Here is a 24,897-nt window from a genome sequence, read left to right on the forward strand (position 1 = left end):
AGGCCCCATGCTCTTCACGCCCCCGCTTGTTCCCGCCACACTGATTTCCCGCTACAAGCGTTTCCTGTTCGATGCCGTTCTGGAGGACGGCACGGCGATTACCGGCTCCTGCCCCAATACCGGCTCCATGCGTGGGCTGACGACACCTGGCTCCCGTATCTGGCTCTCCGAACATGACAGCCCGACCCGCAAGTACCGGCACATGTTTGAAATGGTCGAGGCCGATGGCACCGTGGTCGGCATCAATACCGGCATGCCGAACCGGCTGGCGGAAGAGGCGATCCTGAATGGCCGCATCCCGGAACTGGCCGGCTATTCGACAATCCGCCGCGAACAGAAATACGGCCGCAATTCCCGCATCGATTTCCTGCTGTCGGAACCCGGCCGGCCGGATGCCTATGTGGAAGTGAAGAACGTGCATTTCATGCGCGAGAAGGGTCTTGCCGAATTCCCCGATACCGCCACCAAACGCGGAGCCAAACATCTGGAAGAACTGGGTGACGCAGCGGAAGCTGGTTACCGCACAGTGATGCTCTATCTCATCCAGCGCGACGATTGCGAGCGGATGCGCATCTGCGCCGATCTCGACCCCATCTATGCACTGGCGTTTCAGCGGGCGATGGCACGCGGTGTGGAGGCCTATGCGGTGAAATGCACGGTCTCGCCGACACAAATTTCGGTCAGCGGAACGGTTAAGATGGACGAATGGCGTCCGGCTGTTTTATGAACAGGGACGTAAAGACACAGAAAGCACTATGATGGTCACCTATATAGACGCAGCCTCCGCCCCCCTCAAGAACACGGGCGTCATCCGCCTCTATACCCCTGAGGATTTCGATGGCATGCGCAAGGCGTGCCAGCTGACGGCGCGTTGCCTCGATGAGCTGGCGGCGATCGTCAAGCCCGGCGTGACGACCGACGCCATCGACCGTTTCGTCTTCGAATTCGGCGCCGACCATGGCGCGCTGCCGGCAACGCTGAATTATCGCGGTTACACGAAATCCGTCTGCACCTCGATCAACCACGTCGTCTGCCACGGCATTCCGGATGAAAAGCCGCTGCGTGACGGTGATATTGTCAATATCGACGTCACCTATGTGCTTGATGGTTGGCATGGCGATTCGAGCCGCATGTATCCTGTCGGCCAGATCAAGCGCGCCGCCGAGCGGCTGATGGAAGTGACCTATGAATGCCTGATGCGCGGTATCGCGGCGGTGAAGCCCGGTACACGCACCGGCGCGATCGGCGCGGCGATCCAGGCCTATGCGGAAGCGGAACGCTGCTCCGTGGTGCGTGATTTCTGCGGCCACGGCGTCGGGCGTCTGTTCCACGACACGCCCAATATCCTGCATTACGGCCAGCCGAATGAAGGCCCGGAAATCCGTGAGGGAATGATCTTCACCATCGAGCCGATGATCAACCTCGGCAAGCCGCATGTGAAGGTGCTCTCCGACGGCTGGACGGCGGTGACCCGCGACCGCTCCCTCTCCGCGCAATATGAACATGCCGTCGGCGTCACGGCCACCGGCTGTGAAATCTTCACGTTGTCGCCGGGCGGCTTCGATCGCCCGGGCCTGCCGCCGCTCGCATAAGGCCAGACCGCCTATGGCAAAACGCCCTGCCCCGCCTTCCGCCGATCTTTCCCCGACGTCAGGCTTTGAGGCGGGCGAAGGCGATCTGTTCGACGGTGCGGATGAGCGCGGCTTTTTCGCTGAACCGCGAAGCGCGCCGAAGAAGGCCGCGCGGGCCGCAGCCGCTACGGAACAGGGACCGGATGCCGCTCACTATCACGGCCACCGCGACCGGCTGCGGGCACGTTATCGCGATGGCGGCGATGCAGCGCTTGCCGATTATGAATTGCTGGAACTCCTGCTGTTCCGGCTGATCCCGAGACGCGACACCAAGCCAATTGCCAAGGCGCTCATCGCCCGTTTCGGAACGCTCGGCAGCGTGCTCGGCGCCCCATTGCCGCTATTGCAGGAGGTGAAGGGCGTCGGCGAGGCCGTGGCGCTTGATCTGAAGCTCGTTGCCTCCGTGTCTCAGCGCATGCTGAAAAGCGAAATACGCAACAAGCAGGTCTTGAGTTCCTGGTCGTCGGTCATTGACTATTGCCATGCCGCCATGGCCCACGAGACGCGCGAGCAGTTTCGCATCCTCTTCCTCGACAAGCGTAATGTCCTCATCGCCGACGAGGTGCAGGGTCAGGGAACCGTGGATCACACACCGGTCTATCCGCGCGAAATCGTGCGACGGGCACTTGAATTATCTTCTACAGCCTTGATTTTAATACATAATCACCCAAGTGGGGATCCGACCCCTTCGCGTGCAGATATTGAGATGACCAAAACCATCATCGATACGGCAAAGCCGCTCGGCATCACCGTCCACGATCATATCATCATCGGCAAGGACGGCCACGCCAGCTTCAAGGGCCTTCGGCTGATCTGAAGCAGACGCGAATGATTAAGAACAGCTGCAACCCATAAGAGCGGCATCAACAAAAAATTAACACCTATAAATTAGCATTTCCGAAAATAATAAAACAAGGCATCGAACCTTGGTGCCTTTAGGAACGGGGGTGCTTTATGCGTAATGCAGTGCGTTTCCTTCGCGACAGGGCCGGCTCATCTGCCGTCGAGTTCGCCATTGTTGCTCCGATCTTCTTTCTCGTCCTGCTTACCATGATCGCATACGGCATCTATCTGATGGCGGCCTATTCGGTACAGCAGATCGCCGCCGATGCGGCGCGAACGGCCGTTGCCGGGCTGAACACGAGCGAACGTCAGCAGCTTGCCCGGGATTTCGTCACCAAAAGCGATCTCAGCTACGCTTTCATGGACAAGACGCGCTTCACCGTCAATGTCGCCACCGATCCCGCCAATGCCAACCAGTTTACGGTGAAGGTCGAATACGACGCCCGCAACCTGCCGATCTGGAGCCTCTACAGCTACACCCTGCCTGAGCCAGTCATCCGGCGTTTTTCCACCATTCGGATCGGAGGAGCATGACATGCGGACCATTCCTTCCCTGCTTCCCCGCTTCCTCAAGGATAAAACGGGCAACATCGCCATTTCGGCCGGGCTCACCGCGCCGCTCTTCATCGGCATATTGGCGCTGGGCGTCGACTACGGTTACCTGACATTGCAGAAACGGCAATTGCAGCAGACCGCAGATCTCGCGGCCATCTCGGCGGCAGCCAATGCCACGGACGCCGAAAAGGCGGTCCAGCAATATTTCGCCCTCAACGGCATGGATCTCGGCGTCAAGACCGACAAGGGTCTCTTGACCGCCAATGGGCTGCAACCCTTCGACCCCTTGAATGAATTTGCGAGCAGCAAGGGTTATGCCGAAGTCATCAAGGGCCACTACGAGCCGGATGCGACCGTGCCCGTCGGCCAGCGTTTCATCGACAATGCGCTGCCCACCAATGCGATCAAGGTGAACATCGTCGAACAGGGGCAGATATTCTTTGCCTCCGCCTTCACCAAGCCGCCCAAGGTCTCGGCAGTCGGAACGGCCTCGTCCCAGAAGATCGCCGCATTTTCGGTTGGATCGCGGCTGGCGAGCCTCGATGAGGGAATTCTCAACAGCCTGCTCGGCGGCCTGCTCGGCACCACTGTGTCGTTGAAACTCATGGATTATCAGGCGCTTCTCGCCGCCGACGTCAATGCGCTGAAGATCGTCGAGGCGCTGGCCATCGATCTCAACCTCACCGCCGGCACCTACAAGGATGTGTTGCAGACGGAAATCAGCTACGGCAAATTCCTCGACGTGCTGACCAAAACCACCGGCTTGCAGCCGGCCGTTGTCAACATTTTGAATACACTGCAAAAAACGGCCAACAAAAGCAACGTCAAGATCAAGCTCGAGGAAATCCTCAATCTCGGTCCCTTCTCCGACAAGCTGATCGGCACGGGTGAAAACCTCAAGGTGACAGCCGGCGTCTTCGATCTCATCAATGCCGCTGCCGTGGCGGGCAATGGCGGCAACCAGCTGGCGCTTAATCTCAACGCCAATCTTCTCGGCCTCGCCTCGGTCAAGGCAACGCTTGCCATCGGTGAGCCGCCCGTCGAAACACCGTCGCTCGCCGTTGGCGGCCAGGGCACCATCGTGCGCACCGCGCAGACCCGGCTGGCGGTCAATGTCGTGGTCGACGGGCTGCAGGCCATTGCCGGCCTCAAGGTTAATCTTCCACTTTATGTGGAAGTCGCCCATGCCGAAGCGCGGCTTGCCGATATTCGCTGCACGGGTGGCGGACAGGGAACGGTGGATGTGGAAGTCGTTCCCGGCGTTGCGGAAATCGCGCTCGGCAACGTCGACACCACGGCTTTTGCCAATTTCGGCAAGGACCCGCGTGTCACCAAGGCGGCCATCGTGGATTCGGCGCTGCTTGCCATCAATGGCAGCGCCATGATCAATGCCACCAACATGACGAAGACCAAACTGACCTTCACGCAATCGGATATCACGCAAGCCAAGATCAAGAGCGTCTCGACCAAGGACACGGTCACCACCCTTGTCAGCTCGCTGCTGAAGAACCTCAATCTGGATATCCGGCTTCTCTTCCTCAACCTCGATCTGGGAGGTCTGGCGGGCATCCAGGCAGCGCTTGCCAACACGCTTGCGGTGGTCACCGCTCCGGTCGATCAGCTGCTCTACAACGTGCTTCTGGTTCTCGGCGTCAAAATCGGCGAAGCCGATGTGCGAGTGACGGATGTTCGCTGCCAGCAGCCGGCGCTGGTGCAGTAATTTAGCACTACGCATGAAAAAGCCGCCGGAAGGTCTCCCGGCGGCTTTTTTGTTATTGCGCCAGATCAGGCGTTGGCGATTGCCAGACGCTTCTCGTCGCGGCCACTCTTCATGCGCTCGGACAACAGAAACGCCAGTTCCAGTGCCTGATCGGCGTTGAGGCGCGGATCGCAATGGGTGTGGTAACGGTCGGACAGCGAATCCGCTGTCACGGCGCGGGCGCCACCCGTGCATTCCGTCACGTCCTTGCCGGTCATCTCGATATGGATGCCGCCCGGATGCGTGCCTTCGGCACGGTGGATCTGGAAGAAGCTTTCGACTTCCGACAGGATGCGCTCGAACGGACGCGTCTTGTAGTGGTTGAGCGTGATGGTGTTGCCATGCATCGGATCGCAGGACCAGACAACCTTGCGGCCTTCCTTCTCGACGGCACGAATAAGCTTCGGCAGGCTGTCGGCTACCTTGTCGTGACCGAAGCGGCAAATCAGCGTCAGGCGGCCGGCTTCGTTTGCCGGGTTCAGTGCATCAATCAGCTCGATCAGATTGTCGGGCGTCAGCGACGGACCGCACTTCAGGCCAATCGGGTTCTTGATGCCACGGAAATATTCCACATGCGCATGGTCGAGCTGACGCGTGCGGTCACCGATCCAGATCATATGGCCCGATGTCGCGTACCAGTCGCCCGACGTGGAATCGACGCGGGTCAGCGCCTCTTCGTAACCGAGCAGCAGAGCCTCGTGGCTGGTGAAGAAATCGGTCTCGCGCAGGCTCGGATTGTTCTCCGCGCTGATGCCGATCGCCTGCATGAAGTTCATGGTTTCGGAAATGCGGTCGGCCAGCTTGCGGTAGCGGTCCGCCTGCGGGCTGTCCTTGATGAAACCAAGCATCCACTGGTGGACGTTTTCGAGATTGGCGTAACCACCCATCGCAAAAGCGCGCAGCAGGTTCAGCGTCGCCGCCGACTGGCGATAGGCGTCGAGCTGGCGCTCCGGGCTCGGAATGCGCGAGGCCTCGTTGAAGTCGATGCCGTTGATGATGTCACCGCGGTAGGACGGCAGCGTCACACCATCGAGAACTTCCACGTTGGAAGAGCGCGGCTTGGCGAACTGGCCGGCAATGCGTCCCACCTTAACCACTGGCAGCTGCGCGCCATAGGTCAGCACCACGGCCATCTGCAGGAAGGCGCGGAAGAAGTCGCGGATATTGTCGGCGCCATGCTCGAGGAAGCTTTCGGCGCAGTCGCCACCCTGCAGCAGGAAGGCGTTGCCTTCAGCCACATTGGCAAGCTGTTTTTTGAGGCGGCGGGCCTCACCGGCAAAAACCAGTGGCGGATAGGTCGCAAGCGTGGCTTCCGTGGCCGCAAGCGCCGCCGCATCCGGATATTCGGGAACCTGCTGGATCGGTTTTTGACGCCAGCTGCCGGGGGTCCAATTCTGTGCCATGTTCTTACCCTTTTTTCGCCCGCGCAATAGCGACGCGGCCGCCTCCAAAATTTGAGCGGCTTATAGCTCCAAGCATCGACTTTGCATAGCCGATGTCAGGGCTAACAGGCTCATTCTGCCCGTTTTGGGCGCTCCAGACGTACAAAAGTCAATTCAAACGATTTAACGAACCCGCCGCCCTCCAAAAAACACCCGTTTTCGAAGGGCGGCGGGCGAATTTGGACAGCAATCCGATCACGCCTGTATCGGCGTTACACGCGCTCGCCGTTCACCACGCGGTAGCTCGGCGAATACATCGTCACCAGTTCTTCGGCAGCCGTCGGGTGAACCGCCATGGTGCGGTCGAAATCATCCTTGGTGCAGCCGGCCTTCAGCGTGATGCCGAGAAGCTGCGCCATCTCGCCCGCCTCGTGGCCAAGAATATGCACGCCGACAACCCTGCGGTCGCTAGCATTGACGATCAGCTTCATGATCGTCTTTTCCTGACGGCCGGAAAGCGTCGCCTTCATCGGCCGGAACTGGGCGCGATAGACTTCCAGTTCCGGATGTTTCTTGCCCGCTTCCTCTTCCGAAAGACCGACCGTGCCGATTTCCGGCTGCGAGAACACCGCCGTCGCAATCAGCTCGTGATCCGGCTTGGTCGGGTTGTTCTTGTATTCGGTCTCGATGAAGCACATAGCCTCGTGGATCGCTACCGGCGTCAGCTGTACCCGGTCGGTGACGTCGCCCAGCGCGAAGATGCTGGGCACGTTCGTGCGCGAATAGTCGTCGACGATGATCGCGCCCCGCGCATCCACCTTCACACCGGCATTTTCAAGACCGAGGCCCTTAGTGTTCGGATCACGACCGAGCGCCAGCATCACCAGGCCGACATGCAGCGAGCTGCCCTGCTTGGTGCGCGCCACGAATCCACCGGCGCCATCCTTGCTGACTTCCTCGATGATATCTTCCAGAATGATGCGGATGCCCTTGGCCTCCATCGCCTCATGCAGGCCCTTGCGCATGTCGTGATCGAAACGCGACAGGATTTCCTTGCCGCGATAGATCAGCGTCGTTTCCACGCCGAGCCCATGGAAGATATTGGCGAATTCGACAGCGATATAACCGCCGCCGGCAATCAGGATCGATTTCGGCAGTTCTTCCAGATTGAAGGCCTCGTTGGAGGAGATCGTCAGCTCATGGCCGGGCAGCGCCTTGTGCTCGTTCGGCGTGCCGCCAACGGCAATCACGATACGCTCGGCCGTGTAGGTCTCACCGGTTTTCGTAAGCTTCACGGTATGGGCATCGACCACTTCCGCGCGGCTGTCGAAAATATCGGCCTTGGCGTTCTTCAGCCCCTTGCGATAGAGGCCTTCGAGCCGGGTGATTTCCTTGTCCTTCGCCGCGATCAGCTTTTTCCAGTCGAAGCTACGGTCGCCGACGGTCCAGCCAAATCCTTCGGCATCCTCGAAATATTCAGGGAATTGCGAGGCATAAACGAACAGCTTCTTCGGCACGCAGCCGCGAATGACGCAGGTGCCGCCATAACGGTATTCTTCAGCAATTCCCACGCGCTTGCCGAGCGAGGCCGCCACACGGCCGCTGCGCACACCGCCGGAACCGCCACCGATAACGAAGAGATCGTAGTCATAAGCTGTCATAGTCAAAACCCCTGCTCAAAACCGCCATGACCGCGATATGGGCCAGCGGTCTGTTCACGCCACATATAGGTGCTGCGACGCACAAATGAAAAGCCCGGTCTTGCGGCCGGGCTTTGAAAATTTCTGAACCTTTGAAGGTCGCCTTACGGCTTGGCTGCGGGCGCGCCGCCGGTAGCGTTATGATCAGCCGGAAGCGGCTTCAGATCGGCGCCGGCAACCTTCTGCAGTTCCGTCATGCTGGCGGCGTTGAGATCGCGGTTAATGCCGGCGGCCCAGATGTCGGCAGCCTTCATCAGTTCGCGCGTCGCGATCGGGCCATCCTTAAGGAGCTTCTTGCCGGCTTCGCTGCTGTAGAAGGCGGAAATGGCATTCAGCTCGTCAACGGTGAAGGCGCGCGCATAGGTGAGTGCCGCTTCGCGTTCCAGATCGGCGCGGCGCGGCGCAAGCTCAAGCGCCTTGGCATCAACCGTCGTGGTGATGGCGTCCTGCACGTTCGGTGAGGCCTGAATGAGTTCGCCCTTCAGGCGCTCGGCCAGACCCGGCAGAATGTCGTCAAAACGGTCAGTAACGCCAAGAGAGGTGATTGCCTTGCGTGCGGCAGCGATGTGCGCTTCGGAAATCTCCTGCGCGCGTGCGGCAGTACCGAACACGATGCCGGAAATGAGGATCGAAGCAGCGGCAGCTTTGCCCAGTCCCGCTAGTTTGATCATGAAAATCTCGCTCCTGTTATACTGCCTGCATCACGCGGGCACCTTCAGGGCCGGCGATGATGGCAAGCGATGCCAAATTTATGAAAAGTCCGTGCTCGACAACACCGGGGATAGTGTTCAGCTCGCGTGCCAGTGCTTCTGCATCAGGAATACGGCCAAAAGATGCGTCGAGGATCAGGTGCCCGCCATCCGTCATGAAGGTGCCGTCACCGGAAGAACGCATCGTCAGTTCGCCCGAAAGACCCGACCGAGCCGCCAATTTTTCGATGGCGATGCGTGTCGCCACCTGACCGAAGGGATTGATCTCGATGGGAAGCGGAAACGCGCCCAGCGTCTCCACGACCTTGCTCTGGTCGGCGATGACGATCATGCGGCCCGATGCTGCCGCCACGATCTTCTCCCGCAACAGCGCACCGCCGCCGCCCTTGACGAGGCGTAGCGCATGATCGACTTCGTCGGCGCCGTCGATGGTCAGATCCAGTTCCGGCAATTCATCGAGGGATTTTAGCGGCACGCCAAGCTCCACGCACAGACGCGCGGTACGCTCGGATGTCGGAACGCCCTCGACCTTCAAGCCGGCCGCGACCTTCTCGGCCAGAAGACGGACGAATTCTTCGGCCGTCGAACCGGTGCCGATACCAAGCCGCATGCCGTCCTGCACATGGGACAATGCGGCCTCGGCGGCCTTGATCTTCATCTGGCGGGCATCCATGTGCCTGAAACTCCGGTAGCTTTGTCGTCGCCGTGCTGTTTACACGGGTCGAAAGCCAAACGAAAGCCTTTTTCAAGCCAACGAACAGAACGTTGTGGCGCGGTTGCAAAGACAGACCCGTTTGCCTAGGCTTGGCGTCAATCAAAGCACTGATCGTTCAGCACCCGCATTCTGCAAGAGGCCCGTTTCCGTGACATCCCGCCCGCTCTCCCCGCTCGCAATTTTCGATCTTGACGGCACGCTCGTTGATACCGCCGCCGATCTCGTCTCCAGCCTCAACCACACCATCGCCGCAGCCGGGCTTGCCCCCGTCACCTATGACGATCTGACGCATCTGGTCGGCCAGGGCGCCCGGGTGATGATCAAGCGTGCCTTCGCATTGCGCGAAACGGAATTGCCGGAGGCCGATATCGATCCCCTCTATGAGCGCTTCATCACCCATTACCGCGCAGAAATGCCCGGCGAAAGCCGCCCCTATCCCGGCATCGTCGAAACGCTGGACGCGCTCTCGCAAGCCGGCATCACGCTTGCCGTCTGCACCAACAAGACAGAAATCCTCGCTGTGCCGCTGCTCGAAAAACTCGGCCTGACACCTTATTTCGCGGCGATTACCTGCGGCGACACCTTCGCCTTCCGCAAGCCGGATGCGCGCCATATTCTCGGCACCATCGAAAAGGCCGGCGGCGACTTGCAGCGCTCGATCATGGTCGGCGACAGCATCAACGATATTCTCGCGGCAAAGAACGCCGCCGTGCCGTCTATCGGCGTGACGTTCGGTTATACGGATGTGCCGATGGTGGAACTCAAGCCGGACGTCGTACTCGACGATTTCGCCGCTCTGACGCCAGCGCTCTTTGAGAAGCTGGTTTCCAAGGGTGCTGCGGCGGCCTGAGAGGCTGTACGACATAAAAACAGAAATGGGGCGAATGAGGATGACACCTCCTCACGCTCGACGTCATCCTCGGCCTTGCGCCGAGGATCTAATCACATCCAATAGAATTGAGACGTTGCAGATGCTCAGGACAAGCCCGAGCATGACGGAAGAGGGAATTCAGCGCCGTTTCCGGCGCTTTTTCTCTCGATTGTACTCTATCAGATCGACGCGGCCCGCGCCTTCGTCGTCACGGCGAATGCCTTCTGCACATAGCTGTCGCGGTCATAGACATCGTCGAAGAACTGCACCTTGCCGTCCTTGTCCGGCCAGGCGGTGAAATAGGCCACATAGACCGGTATCTTCACCGGCACCTGCACCGCGCGGTTCTTACCCGCTGTAATCTGCTCATTGACCTTGTCGATGCTGGAGCCAAGAACGGCAGCAGCCATGCGGCGTGGATCGACCAGACGGATACAGCCGTGGCTCAGTGCCCGCATGTCACGGTTGAAGAAGCTCTTGGCCGGCGTATCGTGCATGTAGATCGCATGCGCGTTCGGGAACAGGATTTTCAGGTCGCCCAGCGCATTGTCGCTGCTAGGCGGCTGGCGCACGGAAACGGCGTTGGTGGAGCCGTACCAATTGACGCTGCTGGAGGAGACCGCACGGCCGCCCACCTGCACTTCGTAACCCAACCGGTCGAGATAGGACGGGTCGCGGCGCAGCTTCGGCAGCATCTCGTTGACGATGATCGACTGCGGCACGCCCCAATAGGGATTGAACTCGACGGTCTGGATTTCGTCCTGGAAGAAATAGGTCTGGTTCGCCTTGGAACCGACCACCACCTTCATGCCGAACTGCTCCACGCCGTCATTGTGGTAATAGGCCATGAATGCGGGCTGGTTGATGAAGACGTAACGCTGGCCGAGATCGGCCGGCAGCCAGCGGATCTGCTCCATGGCCACCTGCACCTTGGCAATCTTGGCATCGTTGCTTTCGCCGACCATGGCGCGCACGGTCGCACGGCCGATGACGCCATCCGGCTTCAGGCCGTTTTCGCTCTGGAACGCCTTCACCAGATCAACGAGATCAGGCGTATAATCCGGCGTCTGCTGATAGCCGGAAATGATCGCCGCATGTTCGGCCTTGAAGGCCGGCGATGCGCGATGCTCGATCGCCTTGACGACACTGGCCATATCGGCGCTGCTATTGCCGGGCTTCAGCACCAGATCGGCGGGAACGCGAACGGTGTGAGCCGCATCGCCCTCGCCGCGCAGGCGGGCAAGTTCCGCTTTCAACGCCAGGTATTCGGCGCTCGATGGTTCACGGCTGCGCAGATAGGCGGCGACATCAGGGCTCAGGCCCGCAAGCTTCAGCACCGGCGCAAGGTTGACGGTCTTGCGCTTGAAATCATGGTAGCCCGACAACCGGTTCGGATCGACGCGGCCACGCGTCGTATCCTGCACATAGGCCAGAACCTTGGCCGACAGCGCCAGTTCGAACTGCATCTGGGCCCGCTGATAAGAATCCGAGGTCGATACGGAGGCCGTTTCGACCGGCGTGCCGGTCGCAGTCGTGCCGGCAGCATTGTTGCTGATGCTGGCGGTCACATCCCTTGCCGGTGCGGAAATGCTGTAATCGGCCGGATCGAGGCCGCTCTCGCCAACCGTCTCGAAGAAAGCGAGGACGGCGTTGGCGCGCTCGGTCAGTTCACCGCCGGAAACCCACAGCGTCTTGCCGCCCGCGCCGTAATAGGCCTCCAGTGCCTTGCCGATCTCAGGCGTGGCGCTGAACTTCAGGTTGGCAAGGCCTTCGCCGAAATTCGCCGTGTTTACCACACGAGCCGCATCCGCCTTGTAATCGTAATAACGCGGGCCGGAAACGCGCGGCAGAGGCTCGGGATCGGAGGCATCCGCACTTTGTCCGGCGCTTGATCCGGAGCCGGATGGCGAGGTAACGATGCCGGCCGGCGGCAGTTCACCGCGATCACGCGCGATCTTGCCCGGGCCGCCGCGCAGGAGGTCCATCAGCGTCACCGCGCCGGCGCTGCCGGGAAGAGCGGTGGAAACGGAAAGACCGAGAGCCAGCACCAGTGCTGCCGATGATTTTCCAGATGTGACTTGCAATTTGATCCTCGTAGCACCCAGCACCGCCCGAAAACGGCGGGCATCAGTTTCATGCCTGTCTAGCCGATAGACGGCCCGTTGAAAAGAAAACGCCTAAAGCCCACAACCGTGCCGAAATGAACCTCATGATACAGCCAAAGCCATAAAAACGTAATTTCCAGAATTGGCGAGAATGGTTAAATTTCCATTTATTTCATTCACTTTGCCGTGGCCCGCCACTGCCTTTTCGCATCACGGAAAGCCCGGTCTTCAAGGCATTTCAAGCCGTAGTAAAAATGACACGCCACGCCGTTTTTCACGCCATCACCCTGACGAGGTCGAAATCGCTCAAGGTCGTGGGAAATATCTGCCTCTGCCGCATTGCAGCGCTTTCATTGCCGGCGCGATGATTCTATATATCGGCCGCGCAAGGCGGGCGAAGTGCCGTTTTGGCGGAGGAAAACGAGTAAAAAGGCAAGATTGATGACAGCCACACGGACAGAAACCGATACATTTGGCCCTATTGAAGTTCAGGCCGATCGCTACTGGGGCGCGCAGGCGCAGCGCTCGCTCGGCAACTTCAAGATCGGCTGGGAAAAGCAGCCCGCCTCTGTCGTTCGTGCCCTCGGCATCGTCAAGCAGGCCGCTGCCCGCGCCAACATGGCGCTTGCAGGCCTCGACCCCAAGGTGGGAGATGCCATCATCGCCGCCGCGCAGGAAGTCATCGACGGCAAGCTGACCGAGCATTTCCCGCTCGTCGTCTGGCAGACCGGCTCCGGCACCCAGTCCAACATGAATGCCAACGAGGTGATTTCCAACCGCGCGATCGAAATGCTCGGCGGCGAAATGGGCACCAAGAAGCCTGTTCACCCGAATGACCACGTCAATATGAGCCAGTCCTCGAACGACACCTACCCGACGGCGATGCACATCGCCTGCGTGGAAGAGATCGTTCACCACCTGTTGCCTGCCCTCAAGCACCTGCACACGGCGCTGGAAGCCAAGGTCAAGCAGTTCGAAAAGATCATCAAGATCGGCCGTACCCACACGCAGGACGCGACCCCGCTGACGCTCGGCCAGGAATTCTCCGGTTACGCCGCTCAGGTCGCCTCGGCAATCGCCAATATCGAACTCACCCTGCCCGCGTTGGCGAAGCTCGCCCAGGGCGGTACGGCGGTTGGCACGGGCCTCAACGCGCCGGTAGGATTCGCCGAAAAGGTCGCCGAGGAAATCTCCAAGATTACCGGCCTTTCTTTCGTTACCGCGCCGAACAAGTTCGAAGCGCTTGCCTCGCATGATTCCATGGTCTTCTCCCATGGCGCGATCAATGCGGCGGCTGCGGCACTCTTCAAGATCGCCAACGACATCCGCTTCCTCGGCTCCGGCCCGCGCGCCGGTCTCGGCGAATTGTCGCTGCCGGAAAACGAACCCGGCTCGTCAATCATGCCGGGCAAGGTTAACCCGACCCAGTCGGAAGCACTGACGCAGGTCTGCGCCCACATCTTCGGTAACAATGCAGCGCTTTCCTTCGCAGGCTCGCAGGGCCACTTCGAACTCAACGTCTATAATCCGATGATGGCCTACAACTTCCTGCAGTCGGTCCAGCTTCTGGGCGATGCCGCCGTCTCCTTCACCGACAATTGCGTCGTCGGCATCGAGGCCCGCGAAGACAATATCAGGAAGGGCGTCGAAAACTCGCTGATGCTGGTAACGGCGCTTAACGGCAAGCTTGGCTACGACATCTGCGCCAAGATCGCCAAGACCGCCCACAAGAACGGCACGACGCTGCGCGAAGAAACCGTCGGCGGCGGATACCTCACCAACGAGGAATTCGACCAGTTTGTGCGCCCGGAAAACATGATCGGCCCGAAGTGATCGGTTTCGATTTTGAGGAAATGGAAAACGGGCCTTCGGGCCCGTTTTTTTGTTTAAACATATATGGCCGCAGACGTTATCGGGTAGGCGACAGACCTCTCCTCAAACGCGGCGTCATCCTCGGTCTTGTACCGAGGATCTGCCTACATATCGCCAATCGCAGCGTAGCAGATCCTCGGGACAGGCCCGAGCATGACGACGGAGAGCGCATCAATAAAAAAGGGCCGCAAAAGCGACCCTCCTTGCATCATTCAAACCGTCAAACCAGCCGGCTCTGCTCCACCGCCGCTTCGACGAAGCTGGCGAAAAGCGGATGTGGGTCAAGCGGGCGGCTCTTGAGTTCCGGATGATACTGAACGCCGATGAACCACGGATGGTCAGGATATTCCACCGTTTCCGGCAGGACACCATCCGGAGACATGCCCGAAAAGACGAGGCCGCAATTTTCCAGCCGGTCCTTGTAGTCCACATTCACCTCGTAACGGTGACGGTGGCGCTCGGAAATGTCAGTGGTGCCATAGATTTCGGCGATCTTGGTGTCTTTCTTCAGCGCCGCCTTGTAGGCGCCGAGACGCATCGTGCCGCCGAGATCGCCCTTCGACGAACGCTTCTCCAGCTCGTTGCCCTTCACCCATTCGGTCATCAGGCCAACAACAGGCTCGGATGTCGGACCGAATTCGGTCGAAGAGGCATTTTCGATACCGGCGAGATGACGGGCCGCTTCCACGACCGCCATCTGCATGCCGAAGCAGATACCGAAATAGGGCACGTTGCGCTCACGCGCGAACTGCGCCGCCATGATCTTGCCTTCGGAACCGCGCTCACCGAAACCGCCGGGCACCAGAATGCCGTTGACCTTTTCGAGATAGGGCGTCGGATCTTCCTTTTCGAAGACTTCCGACTCGATCCACTCCAGCTTGACCTTAACGCGGTTGGCGAAGCCACCGTGATGCAGCGCCTCGATCAGCGACTTGTAGGCGTCCTTGAGGCCGGTATATTTGCCGACGATCGCAATCGTTACCTCGCCTTCCGGCGTGCGGATGCGGTTGCAGACCTCTTCCCACTGTTCCAGGCGCGGCTTCGGTGCCGGTTCGATGCCGAAGGCGGCCAGCACTTCCGAATCGAGACCTTCATTGTGGTAGGCGATCGGAACGTCGTAGATGTTGGCAACATCCAGCGCCTGAATGACGGCGGAAGGACGCACGTTGCAGAACAGCGAAAGCTTGCGGCGTTCCGCTTCCGGGATTTCCCGGTCGGCGCGCACCAGCAGGATGTCGGGATGGATGCCAAGCGCCTGCAGTTCCTTCACGGAATGCTGGGTCGGCTTTGTCTTCAATTCGCCGGCCGCCGGAATGTAAGGCATCAGCGTCAGGTGAACATAAATTGCGGTGCCGCGCGGCAGGTCGTTGCCGAGCTGGCGGATCGCCTCCATGAACGGCATCGCCTCGATGTCACCCACCGTGCCGCCGATTTCGCAGATGACGAAGTCGTAATCGTCATTGCCTTCGGTCACGAAATCCTTGATCTCGTTGGTGACGTGCGGAATGACCTGAACGGTCGCGCCGAGATAGTCGCCGCGGCGTTCCTTGTCGATGATGTTCTTGTAGATGCGACCGGTGGTGATGTTGTCGGTCTTGGTGGCCGAACGCCCGGTAAAGCGTTCATAGTGGCCAAGGTCGAGGTCCGTCTCGGCACCGTCATCCGTCACGAACACTTCGCCGTGCTGTGTCGGGCTCATGGTGCCGGGATCGACGTTCAGATAGGGGTCGAGTTTACGAAGCCGCACCCGATAACCACGGGATTGCAACAAAGCTCCGAGTGCTGCTGCGGCGATGCCCTTACCTAGAGAGGAGACCACGCCGCCTGTGATGAATACATATCGCGCCATGGGATTCACCGGTTACCTTTTTACCTCTGATTCCGCCAGCCCAAATTTCATGCTTTCGAAAATTCGCTGTTGACGAATTTACGATGGGACGCGGCGGAATGCGAACAAAAGAAAACCGGCAGGCTTTTGGCCTGCCGGAGCGTTAAATCAGAACCGGGCTTATTGACCGGTCGGAACTGCGTTCGGATCGGCGGGCTGCGCCGGTGCCGGGGCGGCCGCGCCGGAAGCGGCAGGAGCCGTCTGGGCGGGCGCTGCTGCGCCACTATTGGTCGGAACGCCATTTCCAGCCGGAGCCGGCGTTGCGGGCGTCGTGGCCGGGCCAAGCGTGTCGAGAATGCCGTTGCCCTGGCCTTGCGTGGCCGGAATACGGTTCAGAATATCGGTTGGACGCGATTCGTAACGGGTCATAAGACCAAGGCCGAGCGACGTCAGAAAGAACAGCGCGGCGAGGATACCCGTGGTGCGGGTCAACGCATTGGCCGTTCCGCGCGCGGACATGAAGCCCGAACCGCCGCCGATACCGAGGCCGCCGCCTTCGGAACGCTGGATCAGGACCACGCCGACAAGCGCCAGCACGATCATGAGGTGTATAACAATCAAAACGGTCTGCATGACAATCCATTCCATGCCCCGCGCGGAGCACTACAAAGAAGGTTTCGCGGCTCTTTACATGAGGCGAAGGTTTATTCCAAGCCCCTTTCCAACCCCTGTGACAGGAAAGCTGGTCTCAGGCCGTCAGTTGCTCATATGCCGCATAGATGGAAAGGAAGTCCGAGGCTTTCAAGCTGGCGCCGCCGATCAGCGCGCCATCGACATTCTCGACGCCCATCAGTTCCAGCGCATTGGCAGGCTTTACAGAGCCACCATAGAGAATGCGCATGGTCTTGCCGGCGTCACCGAAGCGCTTGACGAGTTCGTCGCGCATGAAGGCATGCGCCTCGCGCACATCCTGCGTGGTCGGGGTAAGACCGGTGCCGATCGCCCAGACAGGCTCATAGGCAATGACGGTGTTTTCAGCGGTCGCCTCGTCCGGCAGGGAACCGGCCAGCTGGCGCTTGAGGATATCGAGCGTCTGGCCCGCCTTGCGCTCATCAGCCGTCTCGCCAATGCAAACGATGGCGATAAGATCGGCCTGATGGGCCGCAACGGCCTTGGCGCGCACCAGATGATCGGTCTCGGCATGGTCGGTGCGGCGCTCGGAATGGCCGACGATGACATGGGTGCCGAAGCAATCGGCGATCATCTCGGCAGAAATATCGCCGGTATGCGCGCCAGACGCGTTCTGATGGCAATCCTGTGCGCCGATCAGCAGCGGGCTGTCATCGCACAGCGCCGTCGCCACATAAAGCAGCGTCGAGGGTGGGCAGATCAACGCATCCACCTTCTCCGACAGCGCGCCCTTGACGCCCTCTGCCATGGCCTTGATCTGATCGAGCGAGGCACGGGTGCCGTTCATCTTCCAGTTTCCGGCAACAAGCGGTCGAACATTCGGCGTCATGCGTATCCCATTCCCTTTGTCTCGAGGCTGCAGCCTTTGGCAGCACCCCTTCCCTCGGCCGTCTCACGGCCCATAATCGCGACAGAAACACTGCCGGAAATCCCAGGATATTCCTTTAAACGGCCCCGGCAACAAATGGTACAAAAAAGCGGGCCAAAGGTTCAAAACGTCGGCCAATTTCTGGAAATTCGCCGCCGCTGACCCAAACAGAGGCCTCAGCGGCTTAAAATCCAGTTCAAAACCGCCCGCCAGTCGGTCATGCGCACCGGCGTTCCGTGGCTGCCGGTTTCGAACCGCGTAAACCGCGCCGGCTCCCCGGCCTTCAGCAACGTACGGAAGATCGTCGCTTGGCTGTCGGCCGAATAGACCTTGTCGGCGCTGCCATGGGTGAACCAGACGGGTTTCTTCGCCTTGGCAAAGGCGCTTTTCGGAAAATCGGGATCGACTGCACCGCCAAGGATCGCCATCCCCTTGAGATTGGCGACGGCAACCTTGTCGCGGCTGACGCCATAACAGATGAAACTACCCATAGACGCGCACGTCAGCACCACCGGCTTCCCACCCGATTTTCTGGCCGCATCGGCAATCAGCGCCGCGACGTCAGCAACGCCGTTTTCATCGAAGGAGCGCACGCTCGGCACATAATAGGTTCCGCCATTGGCGACTGCGAGATTCTTCAGCCGGTTGAAATTGCCGCCGAACGTATAGTCATTCATGCCGAGCCGCCGATCGCCGCCGCGCCCGTGGATGAAGATGACCGTGAAGGCCTGACCGCTCGCCGGCCCGACGCGACCAACCTCAAGCGCCCTGCCCTCGACGGACATGGTTTCCAGCGCCTGCGCCTTCTTCGGCGCCATATCGACATATTGCCGCTTTACACGGCGTTCCGGCACCTCGTCACGGCCGTTAATGTCGCGAATTTCCTGATAGTGGATGACTTCGGACGCGCCGCCATCGGCGGTGGAAAGCACCGTCTGGGCGGAAAACAGCTCATCCTTGAAAGGCCGCAGCGGCCCGTCGGCAGCCGGGGCCGCAACCGGCATGGCCGCAACAGTGAGGCTGAAAAGAGTACAAAACGTGAAATGAGCTGTGGACATGCCTTGGCTAACCGTTCATTCGTGGCTGCGAGACTTGCCATCGCAAGGCCGGCAGCGCAATCCTCCTGTTGCGAACCCCTGACACAATCGTGGCATAGGATGCGCCGCGCTCGCCCAAGCGGACCCGGTTCAATCGGACGGGAACCGCATTTGGCGTTATGATTGACGCGACTGACATAATGATTCGCATGGCGAAATTCTGACACACGCTTTTGAACTTTGGACATGATGGACGACAGCAACGATCTCTTCTCCGGTCTTCCGGCGGCACAAAACAGCGAAACGGCAACGAACGAGGACGCGGGTAAACCCGTGAAGGCCCCGGTGACCGCAGCTGCGAATGTGAACGTGCAGCCGAAACCCGCAGCCGTTGCGGCAGTCGCTTCACCCGCCCCGCCGCCGCCCGTGTCTCCATCCGGTGACGACTACGGCGCATCTTCGATCCGCGTGCTCGAAGGGCTGGAGCCGGTGCGCATGCGTCCGGGCATGTATATTGGCGGCACTGACGAAAAGGCGCTGCACCACCTCTTTGCCGAAGTCATCGACAACTCCATGGACGAGGCCGTCGCCGGCCACGCCAATTTCATCGAGGTCCATCTCGATGCCGAAGGTTTTCTGACGGTCACTGACAACGGTCGCGGCATTCCGGTGGAAAACCACCCGCAGGTTCCCGGCAAATCGACGCTTGAAGTCATCATGACCAAGCTGCATGCCGGCGGCAAATTCGACGGCAAGGCCTATGAGACATCGGGCGGCCTGCATGGTGTCGGCGTTTCCGTGGTCAATGCGCTGTCCGACCTGCTGGAAGTGGAAGTCGCCCGTAACCGCAAGCTTTACCGCCAGCGCTTTTCGCGCGGCGCGCCGATCGGCGGACTTGAGGAACTGGGCGATGTGCACAATCGCCGCGGCACCCGCGTGCGTTTCCATCCCGATCCGCAGATTTTCGGCGATCACGCGAAATTCGAACCGGCCCGCATCTTCCGCATGGCCCGCTCCAAGGCCTATCTCTTCGGCGGCGTCGAAATCCGCTGGAGCTGCGACCCCGGCATGGTGCCGGCCGATGGCGAAATCCCCGAAAAGGCCGTGTTCCATTTTCCGGGTGGGCTGAAGGATTACCTCGCCGCCACGCTCGGCAAAGAATTCACCGTCACCCGCGAGATTTTCTCCGGCCGCACCGAAAAGACCGGCGGCCATGGCGCGCTGGAATGGGCCGTCACCTGGTATGGTGGCGACACGCAGATCCACTCTTATTGCAACACCATTCCGACCCCCGAAGGCGGCACGCATGAGGCCGGTTTCCGCATCGCGCTCACCAAAGGCCTGAAGAATTATGCCGAGCTGACGCAGAACAAGCGCGCCAAGGAAATCACCACCGATGACGTGATGATTTCTGCCGCCGGTATGCTCTCCGTCTTTATCCGCGAGCCGGAATTCGTCGGCCAGACCAAGGACAAGCTGGCGACCGTCGAAGCCCAGCGCATCGTTGAGAACGCGCTGCGCGATCCCTTCGACCATTATCTTGCCGGCAATCCGGGCGAAGCGGACAAGCTGCTCGACTGGGTGATCGAGCGCGCCGAAGAGCGCCTGCGCCGTCGCAAGGAAAAGGAAGTCAACCGTAAGACGGCGGTGCGCAAGCTGCGCCTGCCCGGCAAGCTGGCGGACTGCTCGCAGAACACAGCTGAGAATGCGGAACTTTTCATCGTCGAGGGTGACTCGGCTGGCGGCTCGGCCAAGCAGGCGCGCAACCGCGCCAATCAGGCCATCCTGCCGCTGCGCGGCAAGATTTTGAACGTCGGTAGCGCCAGCCGCGAAAAACTCTCCGCCAACCAGCAGATCGCCGATCTCATCCAGGCACTCGGCTGCGGCACACGTACCAAATATCGCGAAGAAGACCTGCGATATGAGCGCATCATCATCATGACCGATGCCGACGTCGATGGCGCCCATATCGCCTCGCTGCTCATCACCTTCTTTTATCAGGAAATGCCGGAACTCATCCGCGGCAACCACCTCTATCTGGCCGTGCCGCCGCTCTACGTCATCCGCCAGGGTGCCAAAAGCGCCTATGCCCGCGACGACGCCCACCGCGCCGAGCTGATGGAAACCGTCTTCAAGGGCAAGAAAGTCGAAATCGGCCGCTTCAAAGGCCTCGGTGAAATGATGGCCGCGCAGCTGAAGGAAACCACCATGGATCCCGAAAAGCGCACCCTGCTGCGCGTCGAGATCGACGACGTGGATTTCGAAGGCACCCGCGAGGCGGTCGACAATCTGATGGGCACCAAGGCCGACGCCCGCTTCCGCTTCATTCAGGAACGGGCGGCCTTCGCGGATAATCTGGATATCTGATTGAGAAACCAATCCAAGTACTGGCCAATTAACGATAGTTTTGGCCATTTCGGAAGCTAAAACTGGCCAACGTCGCAATTGACTATCTCCGGGCGTCGACAGGTTCCCGGAGAACTGCCAGCAAGGTGAAACTGAAATATAGGTGAATTGAATGCATCGGGGGATGATCAACCGAGGAAGGCGGCCGTAACTACCAGCAGAGCACACCCGATGATGCGCAGGATCCAGTCGGCCTGGCATTTCCTGCGCAGTCTGAACCACTACAGGTACGAGCGCGATGCGCTCGAACGAAGCCTGACCGAAACCTTCGGGAACAAGCTTCTCGGCCATGCCGAACGGCGGCTCGTGATCCCGTCCTTCAGCATCTCTTCAAGACACCGCATCACGGTGATTACCAGCGGGACTGGAAACAGCGGATGGTGGATGTCGCCCTTTCGACCTCTTCGGCGCCGACCTTCTTCTCGACCTACCGGAACGGCGACAGACATTTCGCGGACGGCGGCGTATGGGCGAACAACCCGATCATGACAGCCCTTGTCGATGCGCTGGCATGCTTCGACATCGACCGCAGGGACATCCGAATCCTGTCATTGGGATGCGTCGAATCTGACTTTGCATTCTCGCAGCGTCAAATGACGAGAGGCGGTATCTGGCACTGGAAGGAAATCATCTCGTCCGCGATGAGGCTGCAGAGTCAGAACGCGCTGGGTCAGGCCGGACTCCTGATCGGTCAAGATCATCTGCTCCGCATCGACGGAGACCCGATGCAAGACGCCATCCAACTTGACGATTACCATCGGGCGGCCGCCGAGCTCCCTGTGATCGCGGAGCGTCTAGTTTCGATGAACTACGACACACTTGCAGATTTCTTCGCCCAACCGCGGAGGCCATTCTCGGCCTTCCACGGGCCGCGCTAGGCTCGGGTTTCAGCCGACGTCGTATGATTTTCTTGCAGAGCTCACCGCGCGAGTGAAGGGTCTTCCCAGTTCGAAGTCATTCAAGGAACTGGAAGAGCTCTTCCGAAGGGCGGTAGCCGTATGGCGTCGGCGGCTGACGCCATCTTGTCGTGGACGATCCTCAGCCTTAGGCGGCTTTCGTTGCTACGAACTAAACAGGCTCCCTAACCTCCTCGATGATGTCCGGGTGCTTGTCGAGAATCGACAGCAGCTTGACTAGGAATACAGAAAGCTTCGCTTGGCCGCGCTCATAACGAGAGAACGCATTGTCGCCCCCTCCAAAACACGCGTCCCTAGTTCATGGACAGGTGAATGTCAGAACTCTGCGTTTGGCCCAGCCATGTATGAACTGGCGGAGTTCTTCTGTGCGGTCGGCAGGAGACACTTTTCCATCACGCATGGCGACAGTCGCTCCGTGACCGACTAGCCATGGCTGCAATCCGAGCCTGTCGAAATTCTCCCCGGCGTCATGCCGCCCAGGATTCAGCCATTGTATAAAAAGGTCGAATTCGTTGCCGATAACGTAGTTGAGCGTGTCCTTCACATTTTCGATGTATTGGATTGAGCACAGAACAATCTGACAAGTTTGATCATTGAGGATCTCGCCCGCATACAACTGTCGTTCTTCGGGTGATCCGCTAATCAGGAACACCTCGACGCACTCGCCTCCATACAGTGTCAGCGTCCGCGTTCTTGTCCCAGTTCGAACGGTCGCGCCGAAGAGGGCGTTCCATGTTGTCGATTTACCGGAATTGCGGTTTCCCAACACCCCCACGAACAGGCGATTTCTCATTAGCTCTTACCTCAGATGAGATTGATAGTGATGAATGTCATTGCACAGGGGCTGGTACTGGGAGTGGTCCAGATATCAGGAAGACGACAACAACCGCCAAAGCCAAGACCGATCCTCCGCCGAGAAAGCATGCGACCTTGAACGCAAATTCGGAGCGTCCGGTCGGATCCGTGACCAGTTCCTTGTAATCAACAGGAGGAATGAATCGGTACAATCGCTCGTGCCATTTCTTTCGCGCTTTGCGTTGCATGTTTACAAACACCCAGCCAGTAAGGATCACCATGAGCACATAGGCCACCGCGACGGACATCAATCCCGCGACAAGGATGCCGTTTACCGAAGTGGTGACCTTCGCAGCGAGTAGGCCGAGTCCAACTGCAAGCGCGCTAGCTACCGCTGCCGAGGTCTGGCGGGTTGCTTCGGTGACCTTGCCAGTCTCCTCAGTTATGGCCTTCCGGAGTTCTGCGAGTGACTTGAGGGTGTCCGCACCCACTGACGAGAGGTGCATTTCATAGGCTATGCGTGCCCCATCGAGCGCCGTTTTTAACTCCTCCAGCAGTAGCTTTGTCGCCGATTTCGTGGTTGCGGCTGATCTGGCTATCTCCGACGCGAGCAGCAGGTGCCTCGTCTCGGTTTCCCGTTCACTCTCGAACACCCAGTTCGCCGCCCTCTGAAGATCGTCAAAACCGCTTCCAGTGGCAAACGCGGCAGCATCCTCCTTCGAAGGTTTTTCAAGAAACAGTCTAGGTGGTCCACGGAACTTCAATGAGCCTGTTTCTGCGTCAATCTCATTAGAGAGCGACAATGCAAGTGCTATGGTCGCCGCTTCAGCCCATGAATTGCGGCATCGATCGGCTACACCTCGGTCTCCGTCGGGGTTGCGCAGGATCCACCGCCCAACACTGGATGGAACGATCCTTTCGGCCGAATATTCCCGAACGAAGTAGCGAGGGTTTTTCGTCGGAATCTCATCGAAAGCTTCGGTCTCCCTCCCCCACGGAAGAAACGCTCTTTCCCAAGTGCGTATCGGCGCTAGTAGGCCTGCGATCCACCAGAACCGATGCGTGACGCCGGGATCCATGAGGAGGTCGCGGAAGCCCTGCTCCGACAACACCTGGAGAACATCGTTATCTGTAGCGGATTTGGTTATGACGATCCTGAATGGTTGCAAAGCCTCAGTGAGATCATCGACCTCCCATCGGGTTCCCGCCTCGTCGGAGATCGAATGAACGAAGCCATTCGAAAAGCAAAGACCAGCAAGCTCACGCGCATCGGGCGCAGTGAGATTCGAAATACTGACCGAGCGCTCACCCTCTCGGACATAGCCTCCGAGGGTGACGAGTTCGTCAATGCGTTGTCCTAGATCCCTCGCGGACAACATCTTCCTCCGTTGGTCTTGCTGTTCTGATTGTGATGACCTCACCGCCGCCAGGCAGGCGCTGCAGTTCAATCACGCTCCGGTCGACGTCGTCAGGATAGAGGACGGTGACGCCCTCTTTGGTTTTGAGCCGTCGAAGCGAAGGCTTCTGCAGCACCGACCTGTCCGGCGGGAACTCAAGGCCGTCCAAGTTGGCGGACCTCAGCTTTCGGCTCACTCTATTGAGGACGTCTTCTGTAAGAGTTTCATTTCCGATGCCGTCCGCGGCTGCAATTATTGCTTCGGAAATCGCGGCGCTGGTCACAAGACTCCGATCACGCAGGGTGGCCTGCGCTCGACGGAAGGCTTGTGCAACTCCGCCATCCGGTAAATGCTCACGTATCTGAGTGAGCGTATCCAAGAGAATACCGCGAACTGTTTTAGTGAGTTCTTCATCAGATCGGTTTCGCTTGACGTGCAGGAACTGGGAAAAGTATTCGGCTATGTCGAGGCCCGGCATAATCCGATCGGTCGCAGATATGCAAGCGACGGCTGCGCCGCCACTCACACGTATGATTGCGGATTTTTGTACGGCCTTCTTTTGAGCTACGAAAGCCTGAAGGATCAACCTTAACAGGTCGCCGCTTTGGCCCGAAGATTGCTCTATGACTTGCTGGTAGTCGTACTTGATCAGGCTGTACAGACGGTCGTTGGTGTCGGACGAGCGCAGCTCGAACACAAAAAACGCGCCAGGTTTGCTTGACTGTTGATTTCCACTGAGAGCTGACCCGGCGCAGCCCGATATTTCCATTGAGAATTGACCCATGTTTCAACCGTCCCTCGCATGTTTTCAGTGGG

At 59.3% G+C, this 24,897-nt stretch carries 22 protein-coding genes and 1 pseudogene; 10 read left to right on the forward strand and 13 right to left on the reverse strand.

Going from position 1 to position 24,897, the window contains the following annotated elements:
* Positions 1-7 precede the first annotated feature (7 nt).
* The 5 genes from sfsA to NYR50_RS06130 all read left to right on the forward strand — a co-directional run bounded on the left by sfsA (position 8) and on the right by NYR50_RS06130 (position 4,749).
* Positions 8-727, forward strand: a complete 720-nt coding sequence (gene sfsA / locus NYR50_RS06110; protein ID WP_418137095.1) for a DNA/RNA nuclease SfsA — start codon at positions 8-10, stop codon at positions 725-727.
* Positions 728-758: 31 nt separating this feature from the next.
* The gene (gene map, locus NYR50_RS06115) at positions 759-1,592 is read left to right on the forward strand and encodes a type I methionyl aminopeptidase (RefSeq protein ID WP_169539112.1); all 834 of its coding nucleotides are present in this window, start codon (positions 759-761) and stop codon (positions 1,590-1,592) included.
* A 13-nt stretch (positions 1,593-1,605) separates the two neighbouring features.
* Positions 1,606-2,448: a RadC family protein gene (gene radC, locus NYR50_RS06120; RefSeq protein WP_418137096.1), complete on the forward strand. Its 843-nt coding sequence runs from the start codon at positions 1,606-1,608 to the stop codon at positions 2,446-2,448.
* A gap of 137 nt (positions 2,449-2,585) precedes the next feature.
* The gene (locus tag NYR50_RS06125; RefSeq protein ID WP_418137097.1) at positions 2,586-3,008 is read left to right on the forward strand and encodes a TadE/TadG family type IV pilus assembly protein; all 423 of its coding nucleotides are present in this window, start codon (positions 2,586-2,588) and stop codon (positions 3,006-3,008) included.
* Position 3,009: 1 nt separating this feature from the next.
* A complete protein-coding gene (locus tag NYR50_RS06130; RefSeq protein WP_418137098.1) occupies positions 3,010-4,749 on the forward strand; it encodes a TadG family pilus assembly protein in 1,740 nt (579 codons plus the stop codon).
* A gap of 65 nt (positions 4,750-4,814) precedes the next feature.
* Here the strand turns inward: NYR50_RS06130 and NYR50_RS06135 are convergent, their stop codons facing one another.
* From NYR50_RS06135 to rpiA, 4 genes are all read right to left on the reverse strand, one after another.
* Positions 4,815-6,191 (reverse strand): class II 3-deoxy-7-phosphoheptulonate synthase, encoded by a 1,377-nt coding sequence (locus NYR50_RS06135; protein WP_174008523.1) that lies wholly within the window; start codon positions 6,189-6,191, stop codon positions 4,815-4,817.
* A 251-nt stretch (positions 6,192-6,442) separates the two neighbouring features.
* Positions 6,443-7,831 (reverse strand): glutathione-disulfide reductase, encoded by a 1,389-nt coding sequence (gene gor / locus NYR50_RS06140; RefSeq protein ID WP_418137099.1) that lies wholly within the window; start codon positions 7,829-7,831, stop codon positions 6,443-6,445.
* A 143-nt stretch (positions 7,832-7,974) separates the two neighbouring features.
* Positions 7,975-8,541: a DUF2059 domain-containing protein gene (locus NYR50_RS06145; protein ID WP_174008525.1), complete on the reverse strand. Its 567-nt coding sequence runs from the start codon at positions 8,539-8,541 to the stop codon at positions 7,975-7,977.
* A 16-nt stretch (positions 8,542-8,557) separates the two neighbouring features.
* Positions 8,558-9,253 carry a ribose-5-phosphate isomerase RpiA gene (gene rpiA, locus NYR50_RS06150; protein WP_418137100.1) on the reverse strand — a complete coding sequence of 232 codons (696 nt, stop codon included), beginning with the start codon at positions 9,251-9,253 and terminating at the stop codon, positions 8,558-8,560.
* Between the two features lie 190 nt (positions 9,254-9,443).
* On the opposite strand from rpiA, the gene NYR50_RS06155 reads away from it, so the two are divergent.
* The gene (locus NYR50_RS06155; RefSeq protein WP_418137101.1) at positions 9,444-10,145 is read left to right on the forward strand and encodes an HAD family hydrolase; all 702 of its coding nucleotides are present in this window, start codon (positions 9,444-9,446) and stop codon (positions 10,143-10,145) included.
* Positions 10,146-10,345: 200 nt separating this feature from the next.
* Here the strand turns inward: NYR50_RS06155 and NYR50_RS06160 are convergent, their stop codons facing one another.
* On the reverse strand, positions 10,346-12,214 hold the full coding sequence (locus NYR50_RS06160; RefSeq protein WP_418137259.1) for a L,D-transpeptidase family protein: 1,869 nt from the start codon (positions 12,212-12,214) through the stop codon (positions 10,346-10,348).
* Positions 12,215-12,422: 208 nt separating this feature from the next.
* On the opposite strand from NYR50_RS06160, the gene NYR50_RS06165 reads away from it, so the two are divergent.
* Positions 12,423-12,713, forward strand: coding sequence for a hypothetical protein (locus tag NYR50_RS06165; RefSeq protein ID WP_143242099.1), 291 nt, complete (start codon positions 12,423-12,425; stop codon positions 12,711-12,713).
* On the forward strand, positions 12,713-14,104 hold the full coding sequence (gene fumC / locus NYR50_RS06170; RefSeq protein ID WP_418137102.1) for a class II fumarate hydratase: 1,392 nt from the start codon (positions 12,713-12,715) through the stop codon (positions 14,102-14,104). Before NYR50_RS06165 ends, fumC begins: the two co-directional genes overlap by 1 nt.
* Positions 14,105-14,363: 259 nt before the next feature.
* Here the strand turns inward: fumC and NYR50_RS06175 are convergent, their stop codons facing one another.
* From NYR50_RS06175 to NYR50_RS06190, 4 genes are all read right to left on the reverse strand, one after another.
* On the reverse strand, positions 14,364-15,992 hold the full coding sequence (locus tag NYR50_RS06175; protein ID WP_174008529.1) for a CTP synthase: 1,629 nt from the start codon (positions 15,990-15,992) through the stop codon (positions 14,364-14,366).
* Positions 15,993-16,151: 159 nt separating this feature from the next.
* Positions 16,152-16,604 carry a preprotein translocase subunit SecG gene (gene secG / locus NYR50_RS06180; protein ID WP_418137103.1) on the reverse strand — a complete coding sequence of 151 codons (453 nt, stop codon included), beginning with the start codon at positions 16,602-16,604 and terminating at the stop codon, positions 16,152-16,154.
* 115 nt (positions 16,605-16,719) lie between these two features.
* Entirely contained in the window at positions 16,720-17,490 is a 771-nt protein-coding gene (gene tpiA, locus NYR50_RS06185; RefSeq protein WP_137084310.1) for a triose-phosphate isomerase, read from the reverse strand.
* Positions 17,491-17,705: 215 nt separating this feature from the next.
* Entirely contained in the window at positions 17,706-18,587 is an 882-nt protein-coding gene (locus NYR50_RS06190; protein ID WP_418137104.1) for an alpha/beta fold hydrolase, read from the reverse strand.
* A 225-nt stretch (positions 18,588-18,812) separates the two neighbouring features.
* On the opposite strand from NYR50_RS06190, the gene parE reads away from it, so the two are divergent.
* Together parE and NYR50_RS06200 are read left to right on the forward strand one after the other, a co-directional pair.
* The gene (gene parE / locus NYR50_RS06195; protein WP_418137105.1) at positions 18,813-20,933 is read left to right on the forward strand and encodes a DNA topoisomerase IV subunit B; all 2,121 of its coding nucleotides are present in this window, start codon (positions 18,813-18,815) and stop codon (positions 20,931-20,933) included.
* A gap of 233 nt (positions 20,934-21,166) precedes the next feature.
* Complete coding sequence (locus NYR50_RS06200) at positions 21,167-21,850, forward strand: patatin-like phospholipase family protein (RefSeq protein ID WP_162695351.1); 684 nt, start codon at positions 21,167-21,169, stop codon at positions 21,848-21,850.
* Positions 21,851-22,040: 190 nt separating this feature from the next.
* On the opposite strand, the pseudogene NYR50_RS06205 reads toward NYR50_RS06200, so the two are convergent.
* The 4 genes and pseudogenes from NYR50_RS06205 to NYR50_RS06220 form a co-directional block, all read right to left on the reverse strand.
* Positions 22,041-22,118: pseudogene (locus tag NYR50_RS06205) on the reverse strand (hypothetical protein); the annotation flags it as partial.
* Between the two features lie 69 nt (positions 22,119-22,187).
* On the reverse strand, positions 22,188-22,682 hold the full coding sequence (locus NYR50_RS06210; protein ID WP_418137106.1) for a hypothetical protein: 495 nt from the start codon (positions 22,680-22,682) through the stop codon (positions 22,188-22,190).
* Between the two features lie 37 nt (positions 22,683-22,719).
* Positions 22,720-24,060 carry a hypothetical protein gene (locus tag NYR50_RS06215; RefSeq protein ID WP_162695347.1) on the reverse strand — a complete coding sequence of 447 codons (1,341 nt, stop codon included), beginning with the start codon at positions 24,058-24,060 and terminating at the stop codon, positions 22,720-22,722.
* Complete coding sequence (locus tag NYR50_RS06220) at positions 24,029-24,865, reverse strand: hypothetical protein (protein ID WP_418137107.1); 837 nt, start codon at positions 24,863-24,865, stop codon at positions 24,029-24,031. The genes NYR50_RS06215 and NYR50_RS06220 overlap by 32 nt, the downstream gene beginning before the upstream one ends.
* Between the last annotated feature and the right edge of the window lie 32 nt (positions 24,866-24,897).

This window comes from Agrobacterium sp. El2ro-1b, from assembly GCF_048298475.1.
In the GTDB taxonomy this organism is placed as follows: Bacteria; Pseudomonadota; Alphaproteobacteria; order Rhizobiales; family Rhizobiaceae; genus Agrobacterium; species Agrobacterium fabrum.